At 69.0% G+C, this 17,604-nt stretch carries 12 protein-coding genes; 5 read left to right on the top strand and 7 right to left on the bottom strand.

Annotated elements, in window-relative coordinates; all coding sequences use genetic code 11:
* Nucleotides 1-86: 86 nt before the first annotated feature.
* Complete coding sequence (locus tag ACIBBB_RS27625; protein WP_398986577.1) at nt 87-692, bottom strand: YdbC family protein; 606 nt, start codon at nt 690-692, stop codon at nt 87-89.
* A 75-nt stretch (nt 693-767) separates the two neighbouring features.
* Between ACIBBB_RS27625 and ACIBBB_RS27620 the strand changes: the two genes are divergently transcribed.
* Together ACIBBB_RS27620 and ACIBBB_RS27615 are read left to right on the top strand one after the other, a co-directional pair.
* Entirely contained in the window at nt 768-1,724 is a 957-nt protein-coding gene (locus ACIBBB_RS27620; RefSeq protein ID WP_398986575.1) for a DUF1152 domain-containing protein, read from the top strand.
* A 130-nt stretch (nt 1,725-1,854) separates the two neighbouring features.
* Entirely contained in the window at nt 1,855-2,382 is a 528-nt protein-coding gene (locus tag ACIBBB_RS27615; protein ID WP_398986573.1) for a TerD family protein, read from the top strand.
* Nucleotides 2,383-2,505: 123 nt separating this feature from the next.
* Here the strand turns inward: ACIBBB_RS27615 and ACIBBB_RS27610 are convergent, their stop codons facing one another.
* Both ACIBBB_RS27610 and nrdR read right to left on the bottom strand, forming a co-directional pair.
* Nucleotides 2,506-5,400, bottom strand: a complete 2,895-nt coding sequence (locus ACIBBB_RS27610; RefSeq protein WP_398986571.1) for a vitamin B12-dependent ribonucleotide reductase — start codon at nt 5,398-5,400, stop codon at nt 2,506-2,508.
* Nucleotides 5,401-5,644: 244 nt separating this feature from the next.
* Nucleotides 5,645-6,154 (bottom strand): transcriptional regulator NrdR, encoded by a 510-nt coding sequence (nrdR, locus tag ACIBBB_RS27605; protein WP_398986569.1) that lies wholly within the window; start codon nt 6,152-6,154, stop codon nt 5,645-5,647.
* Between the two features lie 546 nt (nt 6,155-6,700).
* Between nrdR and lexA the strand changes: the two genes are divergently transcribed.
* On the top strand, nt 6,701-7,486 hold the full coding sequence (gene lexA / locus ACIBBB_RS27600) for a transcriptional repressor LexA (RefSeq protein ID WP_398986566.1): 786 nt from the start codon (nt 6,701-6,703) through the stop codon (nt 7,484-7,486).
* 142 nt (nt 7,487-7,628) lie between these two features.
* Here lexA and ACIBBB_RS27595 read toward each other — a convergent pair whose 3' ends face one another.
* From ACIBBB_RS27595 to ACIBBB_RS27580, 4 genes are all read right to left on the bottom strand, one after another.
* Nucleotides 7,629-9,599, bottom strand: coding sequence for an ATP-dependent DNA helicase (locus ACIBBB_RS27595; RefSeq protein ID WP_398986564.1), 1,971 nt, complete (start codon nt 9,597-9,599; stop codon nt 7,629-7,631).
* A gap of 38 nt (nt 9,600-9,637) precedes the next feature.
* Nucleotides 9,638-11,476: an IucA/IucC family protein gene (locus ACIBBB_RS27590; RefSeq protein ID WP_398986876.1), complete on the bottom strand. Its 1,839-nt coding sequence runs from the start codon at nt 11,474-11,476 to the stop codon at nt 9,638-9,640.
* A gap of 171 nt (nt 11,477-11,647) precedes the next feature.
* Nucleotides 11,648-12,424 (bottom strand): GNAT family N-acetyltransferase, encoded by a 777-nt coding sequence (locus tag ACIBBB_RS27585; RefSeq protein ID WP_398986562.1) that lies wholly within the window; start codon nt 12,422-12,424, stop codon nt 11,648-11,650.
* Nucleotides 12,425-12,465: 41 nt separating this feature from the next.
* The gene (locus ACIBBB_RS27580) at nt 12,466-14,406 is read right to left on the bottom strand and encodes an IucA/IucC family protein (RefSeq protein WP_398986560.1); all 1,941 of its coding nucleotides are present in this window, start codon (nt 14,404-14,406) and stop codon (nt 12,466-12,468) included.
* 479 nt (nt 14,407-14,885) lie between these two features.
* On the opposite strand from ACIBBB_RS27580, the gene ACIBBB_RS27575 reads away from it, so the two are divergent.
* Both ACIBBB_RS27575 and ACIBBB_RS27570 read left to right on the top strand, forming a co-directional pair.
* A complete protein-coding gene (locus ACIBBB_RS27575; protein WP_398986558.1) occupies nt 14,886-16,112 on the top strand; it encodes a trypsin-like serine peptidase in 1,227 nt (408 codons plus the stop codon).
* A gap of 189 nt (nt 16,113-16,301) precedes the next feature.
* Nucleotides 16,302-17,474: a trypsin-like serine peptidase gene (locus ACIBBB_RS27570; protein WP_398986556.1), complete on the top strand. Its 1,173-nt coding sequence runs from the start codon at nt 16,302-16,304 to the stop codon at nt 17,472-17,474.
* Nucleotides 17,475-17,604 lie beyond the last annotated feature (130 nt).

Genomic DNA, 17,604 nt, shown 5'->3' with positions numbered 1-17,604 from the left:
GGAGGGGGCGATGGCCCCCTGCGTCGCGCCGTACGCGCCGTACCGGCACCGGCTGTCGCTCGCGGGACCCACGACCGGCCGGGCCGTCAGACCGTCCAGCCAGGTTCGAGCTGGACGACGTCGCCCGCCAGGGCCGCGACGTCCGCGGCGGTCTGCGCACGGAGCGACAGCCGCTCGACGCGCTCGATCCGGTACTTGCCGTGTTCGGCGGCCGAGTGCCACATCGAGAGCACCAGGAACTCGTTGCCCGGCGCGTCCCCGAACACCCCGCGCACCATCCCCGGCGAGCCGGCCATCGCCGGATTCCAGACCTTTTCCTGCATCAGCGCGAAATGCTCGACACGGTCCTCGTGCACCTTGCAGTGCGCGATCCGGACAACGTCCGCGTCGGTGAACTTTGGCTCGAAACCCGTCTTCACATCGAAGCGGTAGTCGAAGAGCTTGGCCTGGGCGTCCCTGAACGTGCCCGACTGTGCGGCTGCCAGCCGGTCGTGGGAGCGCGCCATGAAGGAGTCGTAGAAGGCCCGGCTCTCCCAGAAGGCGAAGACGTGCGCCACCCCCGGCCGCCCCCTGCTCCACCCCCCGCCCTGTCCCCGGAATCCGGGCTCACCGAGCAGCCCCGCCCATTTGCGCTGCCCCCGTTCGAAACCACGTCGGTCTGTCACCGTGCAGCGAATCCACTTGACCAGCACCGCGCCATCGTACGGGGCCGAACGTGGCCCAGGTCACGCTCCGGGGAGCCTGGCCCGAGCCGCACAATGATCGACATGACAGCCCTGCACGCCAACCCGCTCTTCACCCGTCTGGAGTCCGCCGAGAGCGTGCTCGTGGCGGGGGCGGGCGGCGGATTCGACATCTACGCGGGGCTGCCGGTGGCCCTGTCCCTCCTCCACCAGGGCAAGCGGGTACAGCTGGCCAACCTGTCGTTCAGCGCCGTCGAAGGGCTGCCGCTGGACTCCTGGCTCGCCCCCGACGTCGCGGTCGTCACGCCGGACACGGCGCCGCACCAGCTGTACTTCCCCGAGCGCACGCTCGCTCAGTGGCTGGCGCTGCACCGGTACCCGAGCACGGTGCACGCATTCAGCCGCGTCGGCGTGCAGCCACTGCGGGCCGCCTACCGGGCGCTGATCGAGCGGTACGACATCGAAGCCGTCGTGCTGGTCGACGGCGGCACGGACATCCTCATGCGCGGAGACGAATCGGGGCTGGGGACGCCGGAGGAGGATCTGACCAGCGTCGCCGCGCTGGCCGGGATCGACGGGCCCGAGCGGCTGATCGTCTCGGTGGGCTTCGGGATCGACGCGTATCACGGGGTGAGCCACGGGCTCGTACTGGAGAACATCGCCGCGCTCGAACGGGACGGCGCGTATCTCGGCGCCTTCTCCGTGTCCCGTTCGACCCGGGAGGGCGCGCTGTTCGTGGACGCGGTGGCGCACGCGCGGGAGTGCACGCCGGACCACCCGAGCATCGTGAACGGGTCCATAGCCGCGGCGATCCAGGGCTCTTTCGGGAACGTCCAGTTCACCTACCGCACCCGGGGCAGCGAGCTGTTCGTCAATCCTCTGATGTCGCTCTGTTTCACCTTCGAACTGGAGGGCGTCGCGCGTCGCTGCCTCTATCTCGACCGTATCGAGAACACGCATCTGATCCGTCAGGTGAGCAGCGCCATCGAACTCTTCCGCGAGGAGGTCCGCACGCGAGCGCCGCGCCGGATCCCGCACTGAGACCGCCGGGCGGGGGGCCGGATGGCGAGTCATGACCAAGTGGCGTCAACTCGCCATTACAGGCGGCGCGTTGTCGGTCCCGCCGACTAGCCTTGCGGTCAGTGATGTTGGACGTACGGAGGGATGACCGGTGAGCAGAAGTCTCAACAGGGGGGTCAAGAAAATCGAGGTCATCCTCAAATGGGATCCCAGCGAACTGGGCCGGCCACCGCACGACCTCGACATCGTGGCCGCGACATACAAGGCGGACACCCCGAGCAACCGACCGGCGTATCTGGTGCACTTCGACAGCCGCTCCCCCGACGGGACGATCATCCTGGAGAGGGAGAGCCGCACGGGCCAGGGCTTCGGCGCCGACGAGGTGATGAAACTGGAGCTGGACCGGCTGAACGCGGACTACGTACGCGTGATCGTGGGAGTCGTCATCCAACAGCGCGAGGGCCGCCGCACATTCGCCGACATATCGCGCCCGACGGTCCGCGTCCTCGAAGGCCTCGCGGAACTGACGGCGAGCGACTTCACCGACGCCCCCGGCTCGACGGCGGCGACGATCGCCGAGTTCACCAGGGACGAGCTGGGAAAGTGGGACTTCCATCCGGCGTTCCGTGCCTTCGACGCCGACCCACAGGAGTTCACCGAGGAGATGGGCGGCATCTGACGGCTCCGCCTCGGCAGGGCTCTCCCACCGCCTTCGGGCACCAGCCACCCGGAGGAGGCAGCGGTGTCCAGCGCCACAAGGAAGGGGCACCGGCCCATGGCCGGCGCCCCTCACCTCCAGAGATCAGCTGCAGCCGCTCGTCGACCCGCAGCCCTCGCAGATGTAGCAGGAACCCGCCCGCTGCATCTTCGTGCCGCAGGAGAAGCAGAGCGGCGCGTCGGCGCTGATGCCGAGTTGCATCTCGACCAGTTCGGCCGAGGTGTGCGCCTGCTTGGGGGCCGGCGCCTCCGCCGCGTTCGGCTTCACCGTCGGGCCCACCGACTTCAGCGGCTCCACCGGACGCGGGGTGGACTGCACCAGGCTGTCCGCGTCCAGTCCCTCGTCCTCCAGGGACGGCTCGTACGAGCCGGTCTCCAGGTGACGCTGGCGCTCGTCCGCCGAGTGGATCCCGAGGGCCGAACGCGTCTCGAACGGGAGGAAGTCCAGCGCCAGCCGCCGGAAGATGTAGTCCACGATCGACTGGGCGAGCCGCACGTCCGGGTCGTCCGTCATACCGGCCGGCTCGAAGCGCATGTTCGTGAACTTCGAGACGTACGTCTCCAGCGGGACGCCGTACTGAAGTCCCACCGACACCGCGATCGAGAAGGCGTCCATCATGCCCGCCAGGGTCGACCCCTGCTTGGACATCTTCAGGAAGACCTCGCCGAGCCCGTCGTCCGGGTAGGAGTTCGCCGTCATGTAGCCCTCGGCGCCGCCCACCGTGAAGGACGTGGTGATGCCGGGGCGGCCCTTGGGCAGGCGCATCCGGACAGGGCGGTACTCGACGACCTTCTCCACCGCCTGGCGGATGGTGTCCTCGGCCTTCTCCGCGACCTGTTCCTTCTTCTTCGCGGAGAGCGGCTGGCCGACCTTGCAGTTGTCACGGTAGATCGCCAGCGCCTTGACGCCCAGCTTCCACGCCTGGAAGTAGACCTCTTCGACGTCCTCGACGGTGGCCGTCTCCGGCAGGTTCACCGTCTTGGAGAGCGCGCCGGAGATCCACGGCTGGATCGCCGCCATCATCCGGACGTGGCCCATCGCGGAGATGGAACGCTCGCCCATCGCGCAGTCGAACACCGAGTAGTGCTCGGGCTTGAGGCCGGGCGCGTCGATCACGTTGCCGTTCTCGGCGATGTGGGCGACGACCGCCTCGATCTGCTCCTCCTGGTAGCCCAGGCGGCGCAGGGCCTGCGGCACCGTGCCGTTGACGATCTGCATCGAGCCGCCGCCGACGAGCTTCTTGAACTTGACCAGCGCGAGGTCGGGCTCGAGGCCGGTCGTGTCGCAGGACATCGCGAGACCGATGGTGCCGGTGGGCGCGATGACCGAGGCCTGCGCGTTGCGGAAGCCGTTCTTGGCGCCGAGACGGATGACGTCCTGCCAGGCCTCCGTGGCCGCGGCCCAGATCGGACCGTCCAGGTCGTCGACGTGCACGGCCTCGCTGTTGGCGTCCGCGTGCTGCTTCATGACGCGCTGGTGCGGCACGGCGTTGCGCGCGTAGCCGTCGTACGGACCGACGACCGCGGCCAGTTCGGCGGAGCGCTTGTACGACGTGCTCGTCATCAGGGAGGTGATCGCGCCGGCGAGCGCGCGCCCGCCGTCACTGTCGTACGCGTGACCGGTCGCCATCAGCAGGGCGCCGAGGTTGGCGTAGCCGATACCCAACTGACGGAAGGCGCGGGTGTTCTCGCCGATCTTCTGGGTCGGGAAGTCCGCGAAGCAGATGGAGATGTCCATCGCCGTGATGACCAGTTCGACGACCTTGGAGAAACGGTCGATCTCGAAGGACTGGTTTCCCTTGTCGTCGTCCTTGAGGAACTTCATGAGGTTCAGCGACGCGAGATTGCACGACGTGTTGTCCAGGTGCATGTACTCGCTGCACGGATTCGAGCCGTTGATCCGGCCGGACTCCGGGCAGGTGTGCCACTGGTTGATCGTGTCGTCGTACTGAATGCCGGGGTCGGCGCAGGCCCACGCGGCCTCGGCCATCTTGCGGAAGAGGGACTTCGCCTCGACCTCTTCGATGACTTCGCCGGTCATCCGGGCGCGCAGCCCGAACTTCTCCCCCGCCTCGACCGCCTTCATGAACTCGTCGTTCACCCGGACCGAGTTGTTGGCGTTCTGGTACTGGACGGACGTGATGTCGTCGCCGCCCAGGTCCATGTCGAAGCCCGCGTCACGCAGGGCGCGGATCTTCTCCTCTTCCTTCACCTTGGTCTCGATGAAGTTCTCGATGTCGGGGTGGTCGACGTCGAGGATGACCATCTTGGCCGCACGGCGCGTGGCGCCGCCGGACTTGATCGTCCCGGCGGAGGCGTCGGCACCGCGCATGAAGGAGACGGGACCCGAGGCGTTGCCGCCGGAGGAGAGAAGCTCCTTGGAAGAACGGATCCGCGAGAGATTCAGGCCGGCGCCGGAGCCGCCCTTGAAGATCATGCCCTCTTCCTTGTACCAGTCGAGGATCGACTCCATGGAGTCGTCGACGGCCAGGATGAAGCAGGCCGAGACCTGCTGGGGCTGGGGCGTGCCGACGTTGAACCACACCGGCGAGTTGAAGCTGAAGATCTGGTGCAGGAGGGCGTACGCCAGCTCGTGCTCGAAGATCTCGCCGTCCGCGGGCGAGGCGAAGTAGGCGTTTTCCTCGCCCGCCCTGCGGTACGTCTTCACGATCCGGTCGATGAGCTGCTTGAGGCTCGTCTCACGCTGGGGCGTGCCGACAGCCCCGCGGAAGTACTTGCTGGTGACGATGTTGACCGCGTTCACCGACCAGAAGCCGGGGAACTCGACGCCGCGCTGGTCGAAGTTGACCGACCCGTCGCGCCAATTGGTCATGACGACGTCCCGGCGCTCCCAGACCACCTCGTCGTACGGATGCACGCCGGGGGTCGTGTGGATTCGCTCGATACGCAGGCCCTTGCCGGTCTTGGCTCCCTTGCTCCGGGAACCTCGCGCCGTCGGACCGCTCGCCGTCTCTGTCATGCCGCCTCCCATATACAGGCGAAAACGCCCTGAAGTGCCACGTTCTTCCCTTGGCACAGTGATGTGTCCGATGCCACGGGCGCCTCGTGGGGCGCTCGTGGCGGGTCTCATCGCCGCCGGGCGCCGATCGACAATGATCGGTCGCTGAGCTGTCGCGATAGGTCGGTAACCGATCGATGATCCATCGATGACCGATCGGTCATACCGACAGGTCGGTGTGACCGGTGCCGCTGCCGGTGTCCGGTCAGTCGTCAGCGGTGACAGGCTCGGGGACCCCGGGGGTCGCGCCGGACCCGCCTTTCTCTTGAGGAGGCCGCGTGCGGAGCTCCGCCACGGCGGCCTCGAAGTCTTCGGGCGAGTCGAACGCCCTGTATACGGATGCGAAGCGCAGGTACGCGACGAGGTCGAGCTCCTGCAAGGGGCCGAGTATGGCCAGCCCTACATCGTGGGTGGTCAGTTCGGCGCTGCCGGTGGCGCGCAGCCCCTCCTCGACCCGCTGGCCGAGTTGGGCGAGAGCGTCCTCGGTGACCGGTCGCCCCTGACATGCCTTGCGCACACCGGAGATGACCTTGGTACGGCTGAAAGGCTCCGTGACTCCGCTGCGCTTGATCACCATCAGCGAGGCGGTCTCCACCGTCGTGAAACGGCGCGAGCAGTCGGGGCACTGACGGCGGCGTCGGATGGACGTCCCGTCGTCGGTGGTGCGACTGTCGACGACACGGCTGTCGGGATGCCTGCAGAAGGGGCAGTGCATGGCTTCCGACCCTCCTTCACAGCACGACTGAGAAGCCCCGACGGGCCCTGGACGGGCCGTACGAAGCGGTCTCCAGCATAGGCGATGGCCTCCGCGAGGAAAGACCCGGGACCACTACTTCTGGGCGACTGAGCCAATCCAACCACTACATGTGGGGATCGCGCACGCTTCGGAGCGATCGCGCGTGTCGCGGCGGGCGAGGGATCGGCGACCCGCTGACGCTCGGCGTGAGGAGGCCCGGCACGAGAGTACGGGAGCCCGGAAGGTGCCGTGCTCCCGGGCCGCCCGATGAGACACTGGGGGCACCCTCGGGCCGCGCCGTGAGAACGGCGGGCTTTACCGCTCCGAGCCCTCGGCGACCCGTGGACGGCTCCGAGACGAGCCGTTGACGACCTGTGCGGAGGGGCGCCGAATACGCGCCACATACACCGCCGAAATTGCCGCGTCAGCACTTCCGGGGATTTTCACTCGAACGTGTGTTTGGCGCAACCTTTCGAAAGCAACTACCGTTGTCCAGCTAGGGAGAACATTTCGAGAGGGGCCGACGTGACCACCGCAGCAGACAGCGCCACCATTACCGCCCAGGACCGCTCCCAGAGCCGACTCGAGCCGGTGCATGCCATGAAAGACGCAGCCGCAAATCCGGAGGGCGTAAAGCCCACCCGTTCGCTGCCCGGCCGACCTCCTGGAATCCGGGCGGACAGCTCCGGTCTCACGGACCGGCAGCGGCGGGTCATCGAAGTCATCCGTGACTCCGTTCAGCGGCGGGGATATCCCCCGTCGATGCGGGAGATCGGCCAGGCCGTCGGCCTGTCCAGCACATCATCCGTCGCCCATCAGTTGATGGCTCTGGAGCGCAAGGGATTCCTCCGCAGGGATCCGCACCGGCCGAGGGCGTACGAAGTCCGGGGATCGGACCAGCCGAGCACCCAGCAGACGGACACGACCGGCAAACCCGCCGCGTCGTACGTGCCGTTGATCGGCCGGATCGCGGCGGGTGGGCCGATCCTGGCGGAGGAGTCCGTCGAGGACGTGTTCCCGCTCCCCCGCCAACTGGTGGGTGACGGCGAGCTGTTCGTCCTCAAGGTCGTCGGAGACTCGATGATCGAAGCGGCGATCTGCGACGGCGACTGGGTGACGGTCCGCCGCCAGCCGGTCGCGGAGAACGGGGACATCGTGGCCGCGATGTTGGACGGCGAGGCCACCGTCAAGCGCTTCCGGCGCGAGGACGGCCACGTCTGGCTGCTCCCGCACAACGCGGCGTACCAGCCGATTCCCGGCGACGAGGCGACGATCCTCGGCAAGGTCGTGGCGGTCCTGCGGCGGGTGTGAGGGCTCGCCGGCTCAGGCCGGCCCCGGGACCTACTGCGCCGGTCCCGGGGCCTCGCTGTGCCCGCCCCGGGCCCGTTCCGGGTCGGGCCCGCTCCCTGGTTCGGGCCCGCTCCGGCTCTGCTGGATCCTTCAGGCCTTCCGGCTACTGACCGTCCGCCTTGGCCCGCGCGTCGATCGCGGCCAGCGAGCGACGGGCCTGGTTGCGGTCCGTCGTGTACCAGAAATCGGGCATCGAGGCCCGTAGATAGCTGCCGTACCGCGCGTTCGCCAGCCGCGAGTCCAGGACTGCCACGACACCGCGGTCTCCCGAGGCCCGCACGAGGCGGCCCGCGCCCTGAGCCATCAGCAGGGCGGCATGAGTGGCCGCCACGGACATGAAGCCGTTGCCACCGGCCTCCTCCACCGCCTTCTGGCGCGCGCTCATCAGCGGATCGTCCGGGCGCGGGAACGGAATCCGGTCCATCACCACCAGCTGTGAACTCGGCCCGGGGACGTCCACGCCCTGCCAGAGCGAGAGCGTGCCGAACAGACACGTCGCGGGGTCGGCCGCGAAAGCCTTGATCAACTCGCCCAGGGTTTCCTCCCCTTGGAGAAGGATCGGCGTGTCGAGCCGGCCGCGCAGCTCCTCGGCGGCCGCCTGGGCGGCTCGCATGGACGAGAACAGTCCGAGCGTACGGCCGCCGGCCGCCTCGACCAGCTCGGCGAGCTCGTCCATCATGTCGCCGCGCGATGGCTCCCGGCTGGGAGGGGAGAGATGGCGCGCGACATAGAGGATGCCCTGCTTGGGATAGTCGAAGGGCGAGCCGACATCGATGCCCTTCCACTGCGCGACGTCTTCCCCTTCCGTCCCCTCCGGGGCCAGCCCCAGCGACGCGCCGACGCCGTTGAAGTCGCCGCCGAGCTTCAGCGTGGCCGAGGTCAGGACCACCGAACGCTCGTTGAAAAGCTTCTCCCGCAGCAGGCCCGAGACCGAGAGCGGGGCAACCCGCAGAGACGCCCCGAACCGGTCGTGGCGTTCGTACCAGACCACGTCCCATTCGCTGCCGTTGGCGATCCGCTCCGCGACGCTGTGGACGGACTCGACGGAGGCGAGAGCCTGCTTGCGTACGGCGTCCTCGTCCTGCACGGACTTGTCGCGGGTGGCGCCCATCGCCGAGATCACCGTACGCGCGGCGTCACGCAACGCCATCAGTGCGTAACCGAGGTCTTCGGGGATCTCTTCGAGCCGGCCGGGGAGCGCCAGCTCCATCAGCCGCTCGAAGGTCTCGGCGGCCGTCTGGAGCGAGTCGGCCGCCTTCTCGTTGACCAGCTTGGCCGCACGGCGCACCGCGCGGTTGACCTGGCCGGGGGTGAGCTCGCCGGTGGCGACCCCGGTCACCCGCGACACCAGCTCGTGGGCCTCGTCGACGATCAGCACCTCGTGCTGCGGTACGACGGGGGCGCCCTCGATGGCGTCGATGGCCAGGAGTGCGTGGTTGGTGATCACGACATCGGCGAGCTTGGCCCGCTCGCGTGCCATCTCGGCGAAGCACTCCGCGCCGTACGTACACTTCGTCGCGCCCAGGCACTCACGGGAGGACACGGAGATCTGCGCCCATGCCCGGTCGGAGACTCCCGGCGTGAGATTGTCCCGGTCGCCCGTCTCCGTCTTGTCCGCCCAGTCCCGCATCCTCAGCAGGTCCTGGCCGAGCTTGCTCGTGGGCGCCGCCGCCTCGAACTGGTCGAAGAGCCCGTCCTCCTCTTCCTGCGGCACGCCCTCGTTGAGGCGGTGCAGACAGAGATAGTTGGAGCGGCCCTTGAGCATGGCGTACTCGGGCCGCCGTCCCAGCAGGGGGCTCAGCGCGTCGACCGTGCGCGGAAGGTCACGCTCCACGAGCTGCCGCTGCAGGGCCAGGGTCGCGGTGGCCACCACGACACGCTCGCCGTGCGCCAGCGCGGGCACCAGATAGCCGAGTGACTTTCCGGTGCCGGTGCCGGCCTGCACGAGCAGATGGGAGTTGTCGTCGATGACCTCCGCGACGGCCTCGGCCATGGTGACCTGGCCTGGGCGTTCCACACCGCCGACAGCGGTGACGGCGGCATGGAGGAGCTCGGAGAGAGATGGCTTCGTCATAGCTCGACCACCCTACGGCCCGCCACTGACAACGACGATCACGTCCCGCCCGCATCGCCCGCCGGGCGGGCGAGCGGGTTGGGCACCGTCCCGTGCACGGCGGCGTGCGGGCGCTCCGCGCGGTCCCGGTATCCGTCGACGTGCAACCGGTTGCGGTTGAGGCAGAGCCGCGCGATACGGGGCGTCAGCAGATCGAACGTGTCGAAACGATCCTTCAGTTCGGGGAACCGGGCCTGGTGGCGCAGGATCTCGGCCCGTACGAGTGACCAGAACGTCCGCTCCGGCACGTCCAGTTGGTCCTGGCACAGCGGTGCGAGAAAGCGGAAGACGCCGATGAAGAGCCCGGAGTGGATGAACTGGGTCAGGAACGACGGCTCTTCGGTAAGGAGGGTGTCTTTCACCTCCTGCGGCATCGCGTCGTGCTCCGGCAGCGGCTGGGCGCTGACGTTCACGTCGTCCACGAAGTCCTTGATCGCGAGGCGCACCGGCACATCCCTCTCGTCGAAGACGACGACGGCGTTCTCCCCGTGCGGTGAGAAGACGGTGCCGAAGCGGTAGAGGAAGCGCAGCAGGGGCGGCAGGAGCGCCGCGAAGAGGCGGCGGAGCCAGACCTCGGCGGGGAGCCCGGACCGTTCGACGAGCTCGGCGGTGAAGGCGCGGCCCTGCGGGTCGGTGTGCAGGAGGGACGCGAGAGTCCGGGCGCGCTCGCCGGTGTCGAGCCGGGCGGGGAGGGGTTCACGCCAGATCGCGCCGAGGAGTTCCTTGTACTGGTACGGGACTTCGGGAAGGTGGTCGTAGAGCGGGTGGGTCACCGTCACCGACGCCACTTCGCCGAGCAGGATCACTCCGCATTCGTCGCGGAGGAACGGGTCCGACTCGTACAGCCCTCGCATCCAGGCGGTGACGGCCGGAGCGGCGAGTGTGCGTTCGGTGGGCAGACCGCGCCAGACGAGGGTGTTGAGGATGGACAGCGGCAGTTTCACCGTGTGCCGGTCGGGCCGGCTGGTGTTCAGGAACGTACGGATGGACTGCTGCGGCAGTCTGACGTCGCCGTCGGTGGGGAGCGGGACGATCGCGCCGTCGGCGATCTCGGCGGCGTAGAGCGGCAGGAGCACTTCGTCCCACTGCCAGGGGTGTACGGGGAGATAGAGGTACGTGTCCGGGTCGAGGCCGCGTGAGCGGAGCACGGAGGCGAAGCCGTCACGTGTCGCGGGGTCGAGTTCGGAGCCGTAGAGCTGCTCGGGAGAGGCGAGCGAGGGGACGCCCCGGTAGGCGGCGAGGTCGGTGCTGACCGCTATCCAGGGGAGCCTTGAGGGGGTGCGGGACTCGGGTGCCCAACGGGTGGCGTCGGTGGCCGAGAAGCCTGTGCGGCCCTTGTTGAGTATGAGCCAGGGGTGGCCCGTCTGGTGGCCTTCGAGTTCTGCGTAGTCGAGGTCGGCGAGCTGGGCCGTGGTGAGCGCGGTGCCGTCGATCCTGGCGTCGGCGACGAGGGTGGCGTTCAGTTCGCGGACGAGATGGCCGAGGGTGGCGCCGTCGATCGCGAGGGTGCGGCGCGCGAGGACGAGGAAGCGGAGGGGGTCCCGGAACGGCTGTCCCGCGTGTTCGACGGAGTGGGGGTCGACGCGCCAGCTGCCGTAGGCGCCGCGCCGGGCGGTGAAGGTGAGGGGGGTGCCGTCGTCGAGCGCGAGCGTGTAGCGGTCGGGAGCTGCGCCGTTGCCGCCGGCCCGTGCGACGGGCTCGATGATCTCCTCGTACGCGAATTCGCCGAGGAGCTTGGCGAGGAGGCGGGCGGCGGCCCCGGCCCAGAGCTGCGGGGTCAGCTCGGGCGGGGTGAAGAGCGGGGTGGTGGTGAGGGGGTCGCCGGGGGCGGAGGGGATGGAGTTGCCGGTGGTGCTGGTGATCTCCGTACCGGGGTCACCGGATATCGGGCTGGTGGCGGAACCGCTGCTGGTGGTCGCGGAGGCGCGTGCGGTCGGGGATGTCGGCAAGGGGACTCCTCGGGACGGAACCGATGTGGGTCGTGCGGTGTATGGAAAGCAGCGGGTCGTTCACAGCAGGTCTCGCAGGGCTCGTTCGCGAATCATGAGCGCGGCTCGTTTGTCGGGGAGGTCGAGCTCTGCCGAGAAGCGGAAGCCGGCGGTGAGAAAGGCAGAGACGGAGGGGGTGTTGCGCATGTCCGGTTCGGCGATGACGCGGCCGCAGTGCCGGCGGTGGTCGAGGACGAGGTCGGAGACGGCCCTGAGGAGGGTGGTGCCGACACCGCGGCCGCGGTTGGACACACCACCGATAAGAAGGTGGATTCCTGTGTCATGGGGACGGGCGGGGTAATGACGGGCGAGAGGATCGAGATCGGCGCGATAGAGCTCCCAATAGCTCATGGGGACACCGTCGAGCACGCCCAGGCAGGGGACGCTGCGTCCGTCGCCGCGCAATTGGGTGCGCAGATGGTCGGCGGTGACGGCTTCGGGGCCGGCCAGTTCCCAGAAGGCGGCGACGGCGGGGTCGTTCATCCAGCGACTGATGATGGTCAGATCGCGTTCAACCCGTACCGGGACGAGCTGGAAAACACCGGCGGCGGTCCCCGCCGCGCCCCACTTGCCGGGAAAATCGAGGAGCGCGGACTCGCCGGCACCGGCCGACGGCGGTGTCTCGGCGGGCACCAATTCATCCTCTCCGAAAAGCGCGACGAGGTCCTCGGTCAGCCGCAGGTCGAGGGTGTCCTGGGCGTCCCCGGCGAGATGCGGTCCGGGACCGGCTCCGGCTCCGGCGCTGCTCTTCGTGCCGGTGCTGGTCCCGGTGCCGGTGCTCGCGTCGGTGGGAGGCACGGTGGCGGTCTCCTCTCGGCAGTTCGGACGGGTGTGTGCGGTCAGGAGCGAAGGGGGTTGGCGATGGTGACGTAGACGGACTGGGTGTCGACCGGGCCGACGAGTTCGTCCAGACCGTGCAGTCGGGTCAGCAGGTTGGCCTTGCAACGCAGGGCCGTCGCCTCCAGGAGTTGGCCGGGCAGAGGTGAGCCGAGTGTCGCGGCGCGGGTGAGGAACTGACGGAAGGCGGCGATGAGTACGCGTTCGTCGGCGAGTCGCTGGGAGCCGAACGCCCCGATGAGACCGAGGACGTTGTTGATGCCCAGGTAATAGGCGAAACGCTCGTCGGTGATGTGGTCGGGGACGAAGGTGTCGCTGACCTTGCCGATGTCGGGGAGGCGGCGGTCGAGCGCTTCGCGGTGGGACTCGCGGAAGTAGTAGCCCTGGTTGTCGCGGTAGCGACCGCCGACGGGCCAGCCGTCGGGGTCGAGGACCACCAGAGTGTTCTGCTGGTGGGCTTCCAGTGCGACGCCCGCCGTGCCGTCGAGCCAGAGCACCGGGCGTACGACCTGGTCGAGATAGCGCAGGAACCACTCCGCCGAGACGGCGCCGGTGGGCCGGCCGGTGCGGGTGACCAGACGGTTCACGGTGTCCGCGAGACGGGAGTGCATGTCCGGGCGGCCGGGCCAGGGACGGGGGGTGACGAGTCCGGCGACGCACACGGCGTCGTTCTCGGGGCGGAACGGGTTGTGGCGCAGCATCACGTCGAGCCCGGCGACCGGTTCGCCGTCGGGAGTGTCGACGGCGAGCCAGGCGGGGTCGCGGACGATGTCGAAGCCGGGGTGCGCGGCGCGCCACTGCTGGGCGAGGCCGCCGCGCAGCAGTCGGTGGACCTCGACTCCGCGGTGGAGTTCCTTGCGGAGGTTCTCCCGGCGGGAGTTGGTGATGCGTACGCCGAGGGACAGCTTGAGCATGGCGGGTGCGCCGGTCCGGTGCACCGTCCGGACCGAGGAGGTGGGGTGCCAGGGGTCGCCGTGCGGCCCGAGATCGTGGAGCAGGCCGGCGTCGAGTAGCGCGCGTACGGCGGGGCGGTGCGTCAACTCCCTTGCCTGCCAGGGGTGGAGAGGCAGCGGGACGGTGTGGTCAGGCAGTGCCAGGTCCCCCGCGAGACGGGTGGTGAGCTGCTCCGCGTGGACGGCGCGGCCCTGCTCGGTCCAGGCAGAGTCGGTGGCGAGCACGGACCGGTCGACGGCCATCCAGTGGAGGGGGAAAGAGCCACGCAACTCGGGTGAGAAGCGGCGGTGTTCGGTGTCGGAGAGCCCTTCGCGGCTCTTGGGTGTGGGGTGGAGGGGGTGACCGAGGACGAGGGACTGTTCGGCGGTGAGGAAGAGGTCGGTGCCTGTGGGGCCGGGGGTTCCTCGTCGGTCGGTGAGGAAGTCGGCCGTGCGGCGGGCTGAGTCGGCGACCCTGGCGACCAGTTCGGCGCCCTCGCTCCGACCCGACTCGCGGCTGAGGAGCGCGGCGACGGTCACGGCATCGACGGGAGTGGAGTGAGGTCCGGCGCTCTCCAGCAGGGGCATGCCGAAGCGGTGCCAGCCGGTGACCGACCAGTAACGCACGGGGACGAGCAGGGCGGTGCCGCTCGCGTCGAGCGGAATCCTGAGGGTGTCTCCGTCCGGCCGGGGGACGTCGCTCTCCCGGACCCAGCACCGCAACAGGTTCTCCACGGACGCTGCGTCGGCGGCCTTCCCCGCGTCGGGGTCGTCGAGGTGGTCCGGGTGGTCGGCCGCCGCTGTCCGGGTGGCCGGGTCCGCGGCGGGTGCGGCCGGTGTACGGAAATCGGTGTCCGACCCTTCGGCGGCGGGCACTTGGCGGGGCACCGTGGCGGAGACGATCTTCACGGGCGCGGCGGTCACCGCGTGATTCGGATCGCCCGGTCGGGGGTCCTGGGTGGCGGGGCGGCCGACGATCTCGGGGGCGTCGGGCGTGGGGGTGGAGTTCACGGGAGGACTTCCTTGTGAGGGGGCCGGGTCAGCGGACCGGTGCGGTTGCCGGCCGGTGGTGTCGGTGGTCTTTCCGCTGGTCGTCACAGCGGTGGTCCCCGGACCGGATGGAGGCGTCGTCGGCGTGTGCGACGAGCGGCATCGGTGCAAGGAGTTCGGTCACGGCCACAGTTGTCGGTCCTCCCGCCGGAACGGTTACGTCACGCGTCGACGCGGCGGGTCGAGCGCCGCGGTGCGAGTGGTGAACGCCGGCGTCGAGTCCCCCGAAGGTACCAACGACGGGAGGCGTCCGGGAGCACGGCCGATCGGAAGATCCTTCGGCGGCGGAACCACAGCCCTGCCGTGCGCCGTCCCCAACGGCACCGGCATAGTGGGGGCCGAATTCCGGCTCAGGTCCCCAGGACCGGGTCGATTCATCCGGTTCGGTCCAGTTGATTCGTCAGTGCAGAACAGTTCCGAAGTTCCAGGGGGATCCCGACATGCGAGCCATTCGCCCACCGTTCACCACTCGCCGTGGGAGGGGCGCGCGGCGTAGAAGCTCTTCCGCGGTCGCGGTCGCCTCGTTCGCGGCGGTTCTGGCACTCACGGCCACCGCCTGCGGGCCCACCGAGGAGACGAATTCGGCGGACAAGCCGAGCGGTTCGGCCAGTGAGTCCTCCGACGAAAAGATCACCATTCCGGCCGATCTCCAGGACCGCCTCAAGGAGCGCGGGATCGACCTGGACAAGTGGAAGAACGGCGAGTGGAAGAACTGGGACAAGGACAAGTGGCTCCGTGAGGCACGGGACTACGTCAACCCGATCATCGAGGACCTCTGGGACCCGGACCGCATGCGGGACGCCGAACAGCCCGACAAGCCGGTCGAGGAGGAGGACATCTCCGGCGACGCGGGTGTCACCGACCCTACTCCGGGGCCGGTCGAGGCGGCGGCGGTGAACGCGCCGTACGACGGGGACGCGCCCGAGGCGGGCAAGCTGTTCTTCGACGGACCGGAAGGTTCGATGGTCTGCTCGGCCACGGTGGTGCAGGACTCCGCCAACCCCGGCAAGTCCAACATGGTGTGGACGGCGGGCCATTGTGTGCACGCCGGCAAGAGCGGCGGCTGGTACCGGAACATCGCCTTCGTCCCGTCGTACAACAACGGCGCCATGCCGATCTCGGAGTTGGAGACCGCCCCCAAGGAGGAGATCGCACCGCACGGCATCTGGTGGGGCGAGTGGGCACAGACCTCCGAGGAGTGGATCTCGGAGGGAGCGCCGACGGGCGGTCTGGGTGCCCCCTTCGACTTCGCGGTGATCCATGTGACGCCCGAGAAGGGCAGTGACGGCAAGTCGCTGGAGGAGACCGTCGGTGCCGCGCTGCCGGTCGAGTTCAACGCACCGGCCACGCCGGAGATCGATTCGATGACGGCGACCGGTTATCCGGCGGCGCCGCCGTTCGACGGCCAGAGGCTCTTCCGGTGCGAGGACAAGCCGGGCCGGCTGTCCATCAACGCCCAGGATCCGACGATGCACCGCATCGGGTGCACGATGACCGGCGGTTCGTCCGGGGGCGGCTGGATCGCGGAAGGCCAGGACGGTCGGCCCGCACTGGTGTCGAACACGTCGATCGGTCCGGTGACCGCGGGCTGGCTCGCGGGCCCGCGTCTCGGTGACGAGGCCAAGGGCATTTACGAAGCGGTCAGCAAGAAGTACGCCGGCCGGTAAGCGGGATCCGGCGGCGGTCCGCCGTGTCTTTTCGTGCACGCGGACCGCCTGCCGGTAATCCCTGCTTGGCGAGCCCGGGAACGGGCCGCATAGAGTGAGGTCACCGCAAGGTGGTCCGCCTGAGGGCCACCTTTTTGCGTGACACGTTCATGGCAAGTGACTCAAGTACTTTCAGGGGGAACGTTTTTCATGCGATCGATACGTCCGCTGCTGGCCGCCACCAGCCTCGTCGCGGCCCTCGCGCTGACGGCGACGGCCTGCGGCGGTGACAGCGAGGACAACGCGTCCGACAAGGCCGCCACTTCGACATCAGCCGCCGACGGGGCGGGCGGCGGGATTCCCGCGGATCTGGCCGACCGGCTCAAGGAGCACGGTGTCGACCCGGAGAAGTGGAAGGACGGTGAGTGGAAGAACTGGGACAAGGACAAGTGGCTGCGCAACGCGAAGGACTTCGTCAACCCGGTCATCAAGGACCTGTGGAAGCCCGAGCGGATGAAGACGGCGAAGTCGCCGACGAAGACCCTCGCCGCCGGTGACATCTCCGGTGACCAGGACGTCACCGATCCCGAGCCGCAGCCGGTCCGGGCCGAGCCGGAGAAGACCCCGTACACCGACCACGCGGCGCCGGTCGGCAAGGTCTTCTTCGACTCCCCCGAGGGCTCCATGGTCTGCTCGGCCACCGTCGTCAAGGACCCGAAGAATCCCGGCAAGTCCAACCTGGTGTGGACCGCGGGCCACTGTGTGCACGCGGGCGCGGGCGGCGGCTGGTACCGGAACATCATGTTCGTCCCCGCCTACAACAACACGGGCAAGTCCGCCGACGCGCTGCAGAACGCGCAGCCGCAGGAGGTCGCCCCGTACGGGCAGTACTGGGCCGACTGGGTCGCGACCTCCAACGAGTGGATCAACGAGGGCGGCCCGACGGGCGGCGACGGAGCGGCGTACGACTACTCGGTCATGCACGTCACCCCGGAGAACGGTGGCAAGTCGCTGGAGGAGACCGTCGGCGCGGCCCTGGACGTGGACTTCGACGCCCCCGAGGCGAGCGGCATCGGCGATCTGGGCGCGTGGGGTTACCCGGCGGCCCCGCCGTACGACGGGCTGATCATGCACAAGTGCGTGGACGCGGCCGGCAGGCTCTCCATCGCTCCCGGTACGCCCACGATGTGGCGCATCGGCTGCACCATGACGGGCGGTTCCTCCGGCGGCGGCTGGATCTCGGCCGGTCCGGACGGCGAGTCGGTACTGGTCTCCAACACCTCGATCGGCCCGGTCACCGCGGGCTGGCTGGCCGGTCCCCGGTTCGGTGAGGGCGCGGAGCAGCTCTACACGATGATGAGTGACAAGTTCGCGGGCCAGTAGGCGTTCGCGTTACGTCGGCACACGTTACGTCGGCACAGAGGAAGGCCCGCCCCCTCGGGAAGAGGAGGCGGGCCCTTCGCCGTAACCACGTCCCGCACCTGACGTCGACCACGCCGCGGTGAGCGAGCGG

The organism is Streptomyces sp. NPDC051217, assembly GCF_044455465.1.
GTDB lineage: Bacteria > Actinomycetota > Actinomycetes > Streptomycetales > Streptomycetaceae > Streptomyces.
Note: the sequence above shows the minus strand (reverse complement) of the source record. Positions and strands in the feature narration are given on the sequence as shown.

What these genes read in the sequence shown, in the direction of transcription:
- ACIBBB_RS27620 (WP_398986575.1), top strand. Translation starts at nt 768, where the DNA reads ATGACAGCCCTGCACGCCAACCCGCTCTTCACCCGTCTGGAGTCCGCC.
- ACIBBB_RS27610 (WP_398986571.1), bottom strand. Translation starts at nt 5,400, where the DNA reads ATGACAGAGACGGCGAGCGGTCCGACGGCGCGAGGTTCCCGGAGCAAG.
- nrdR (WP_398986569.1), bottom strand. Translation starts at nt 6,154, where the DNA reads ATGCACTGCCCCTTCTGCAGGCATCCCGACAGCCGTGTCGTCGACAGT.
- ACIBBB_RS27595 (WP_398986564.1), bottom strand. Translation starts at nt 9,599, where the DNA reads ATGACGAAGCCATCTCTCTCCGAGCTCCTCCATGCCGCCGTCACCGCT.
- ACIBBB_RS27575 (WP_398986558.1), top strand. Translation starts at nt 14,886, where the DNA reads ATGCGAGCCATTCGCCCACCGTTCACCACTCGCCGTGGGAGGGGCGCG.
- ACIBBB_RS27570 (WP_398986556.1), top strand. Translation starts at nt 16,302, where the DNA reads ATGCGATCGATACGTCCGCTGCTGGCCGCCACCAGCCTCGTCGCGGCC.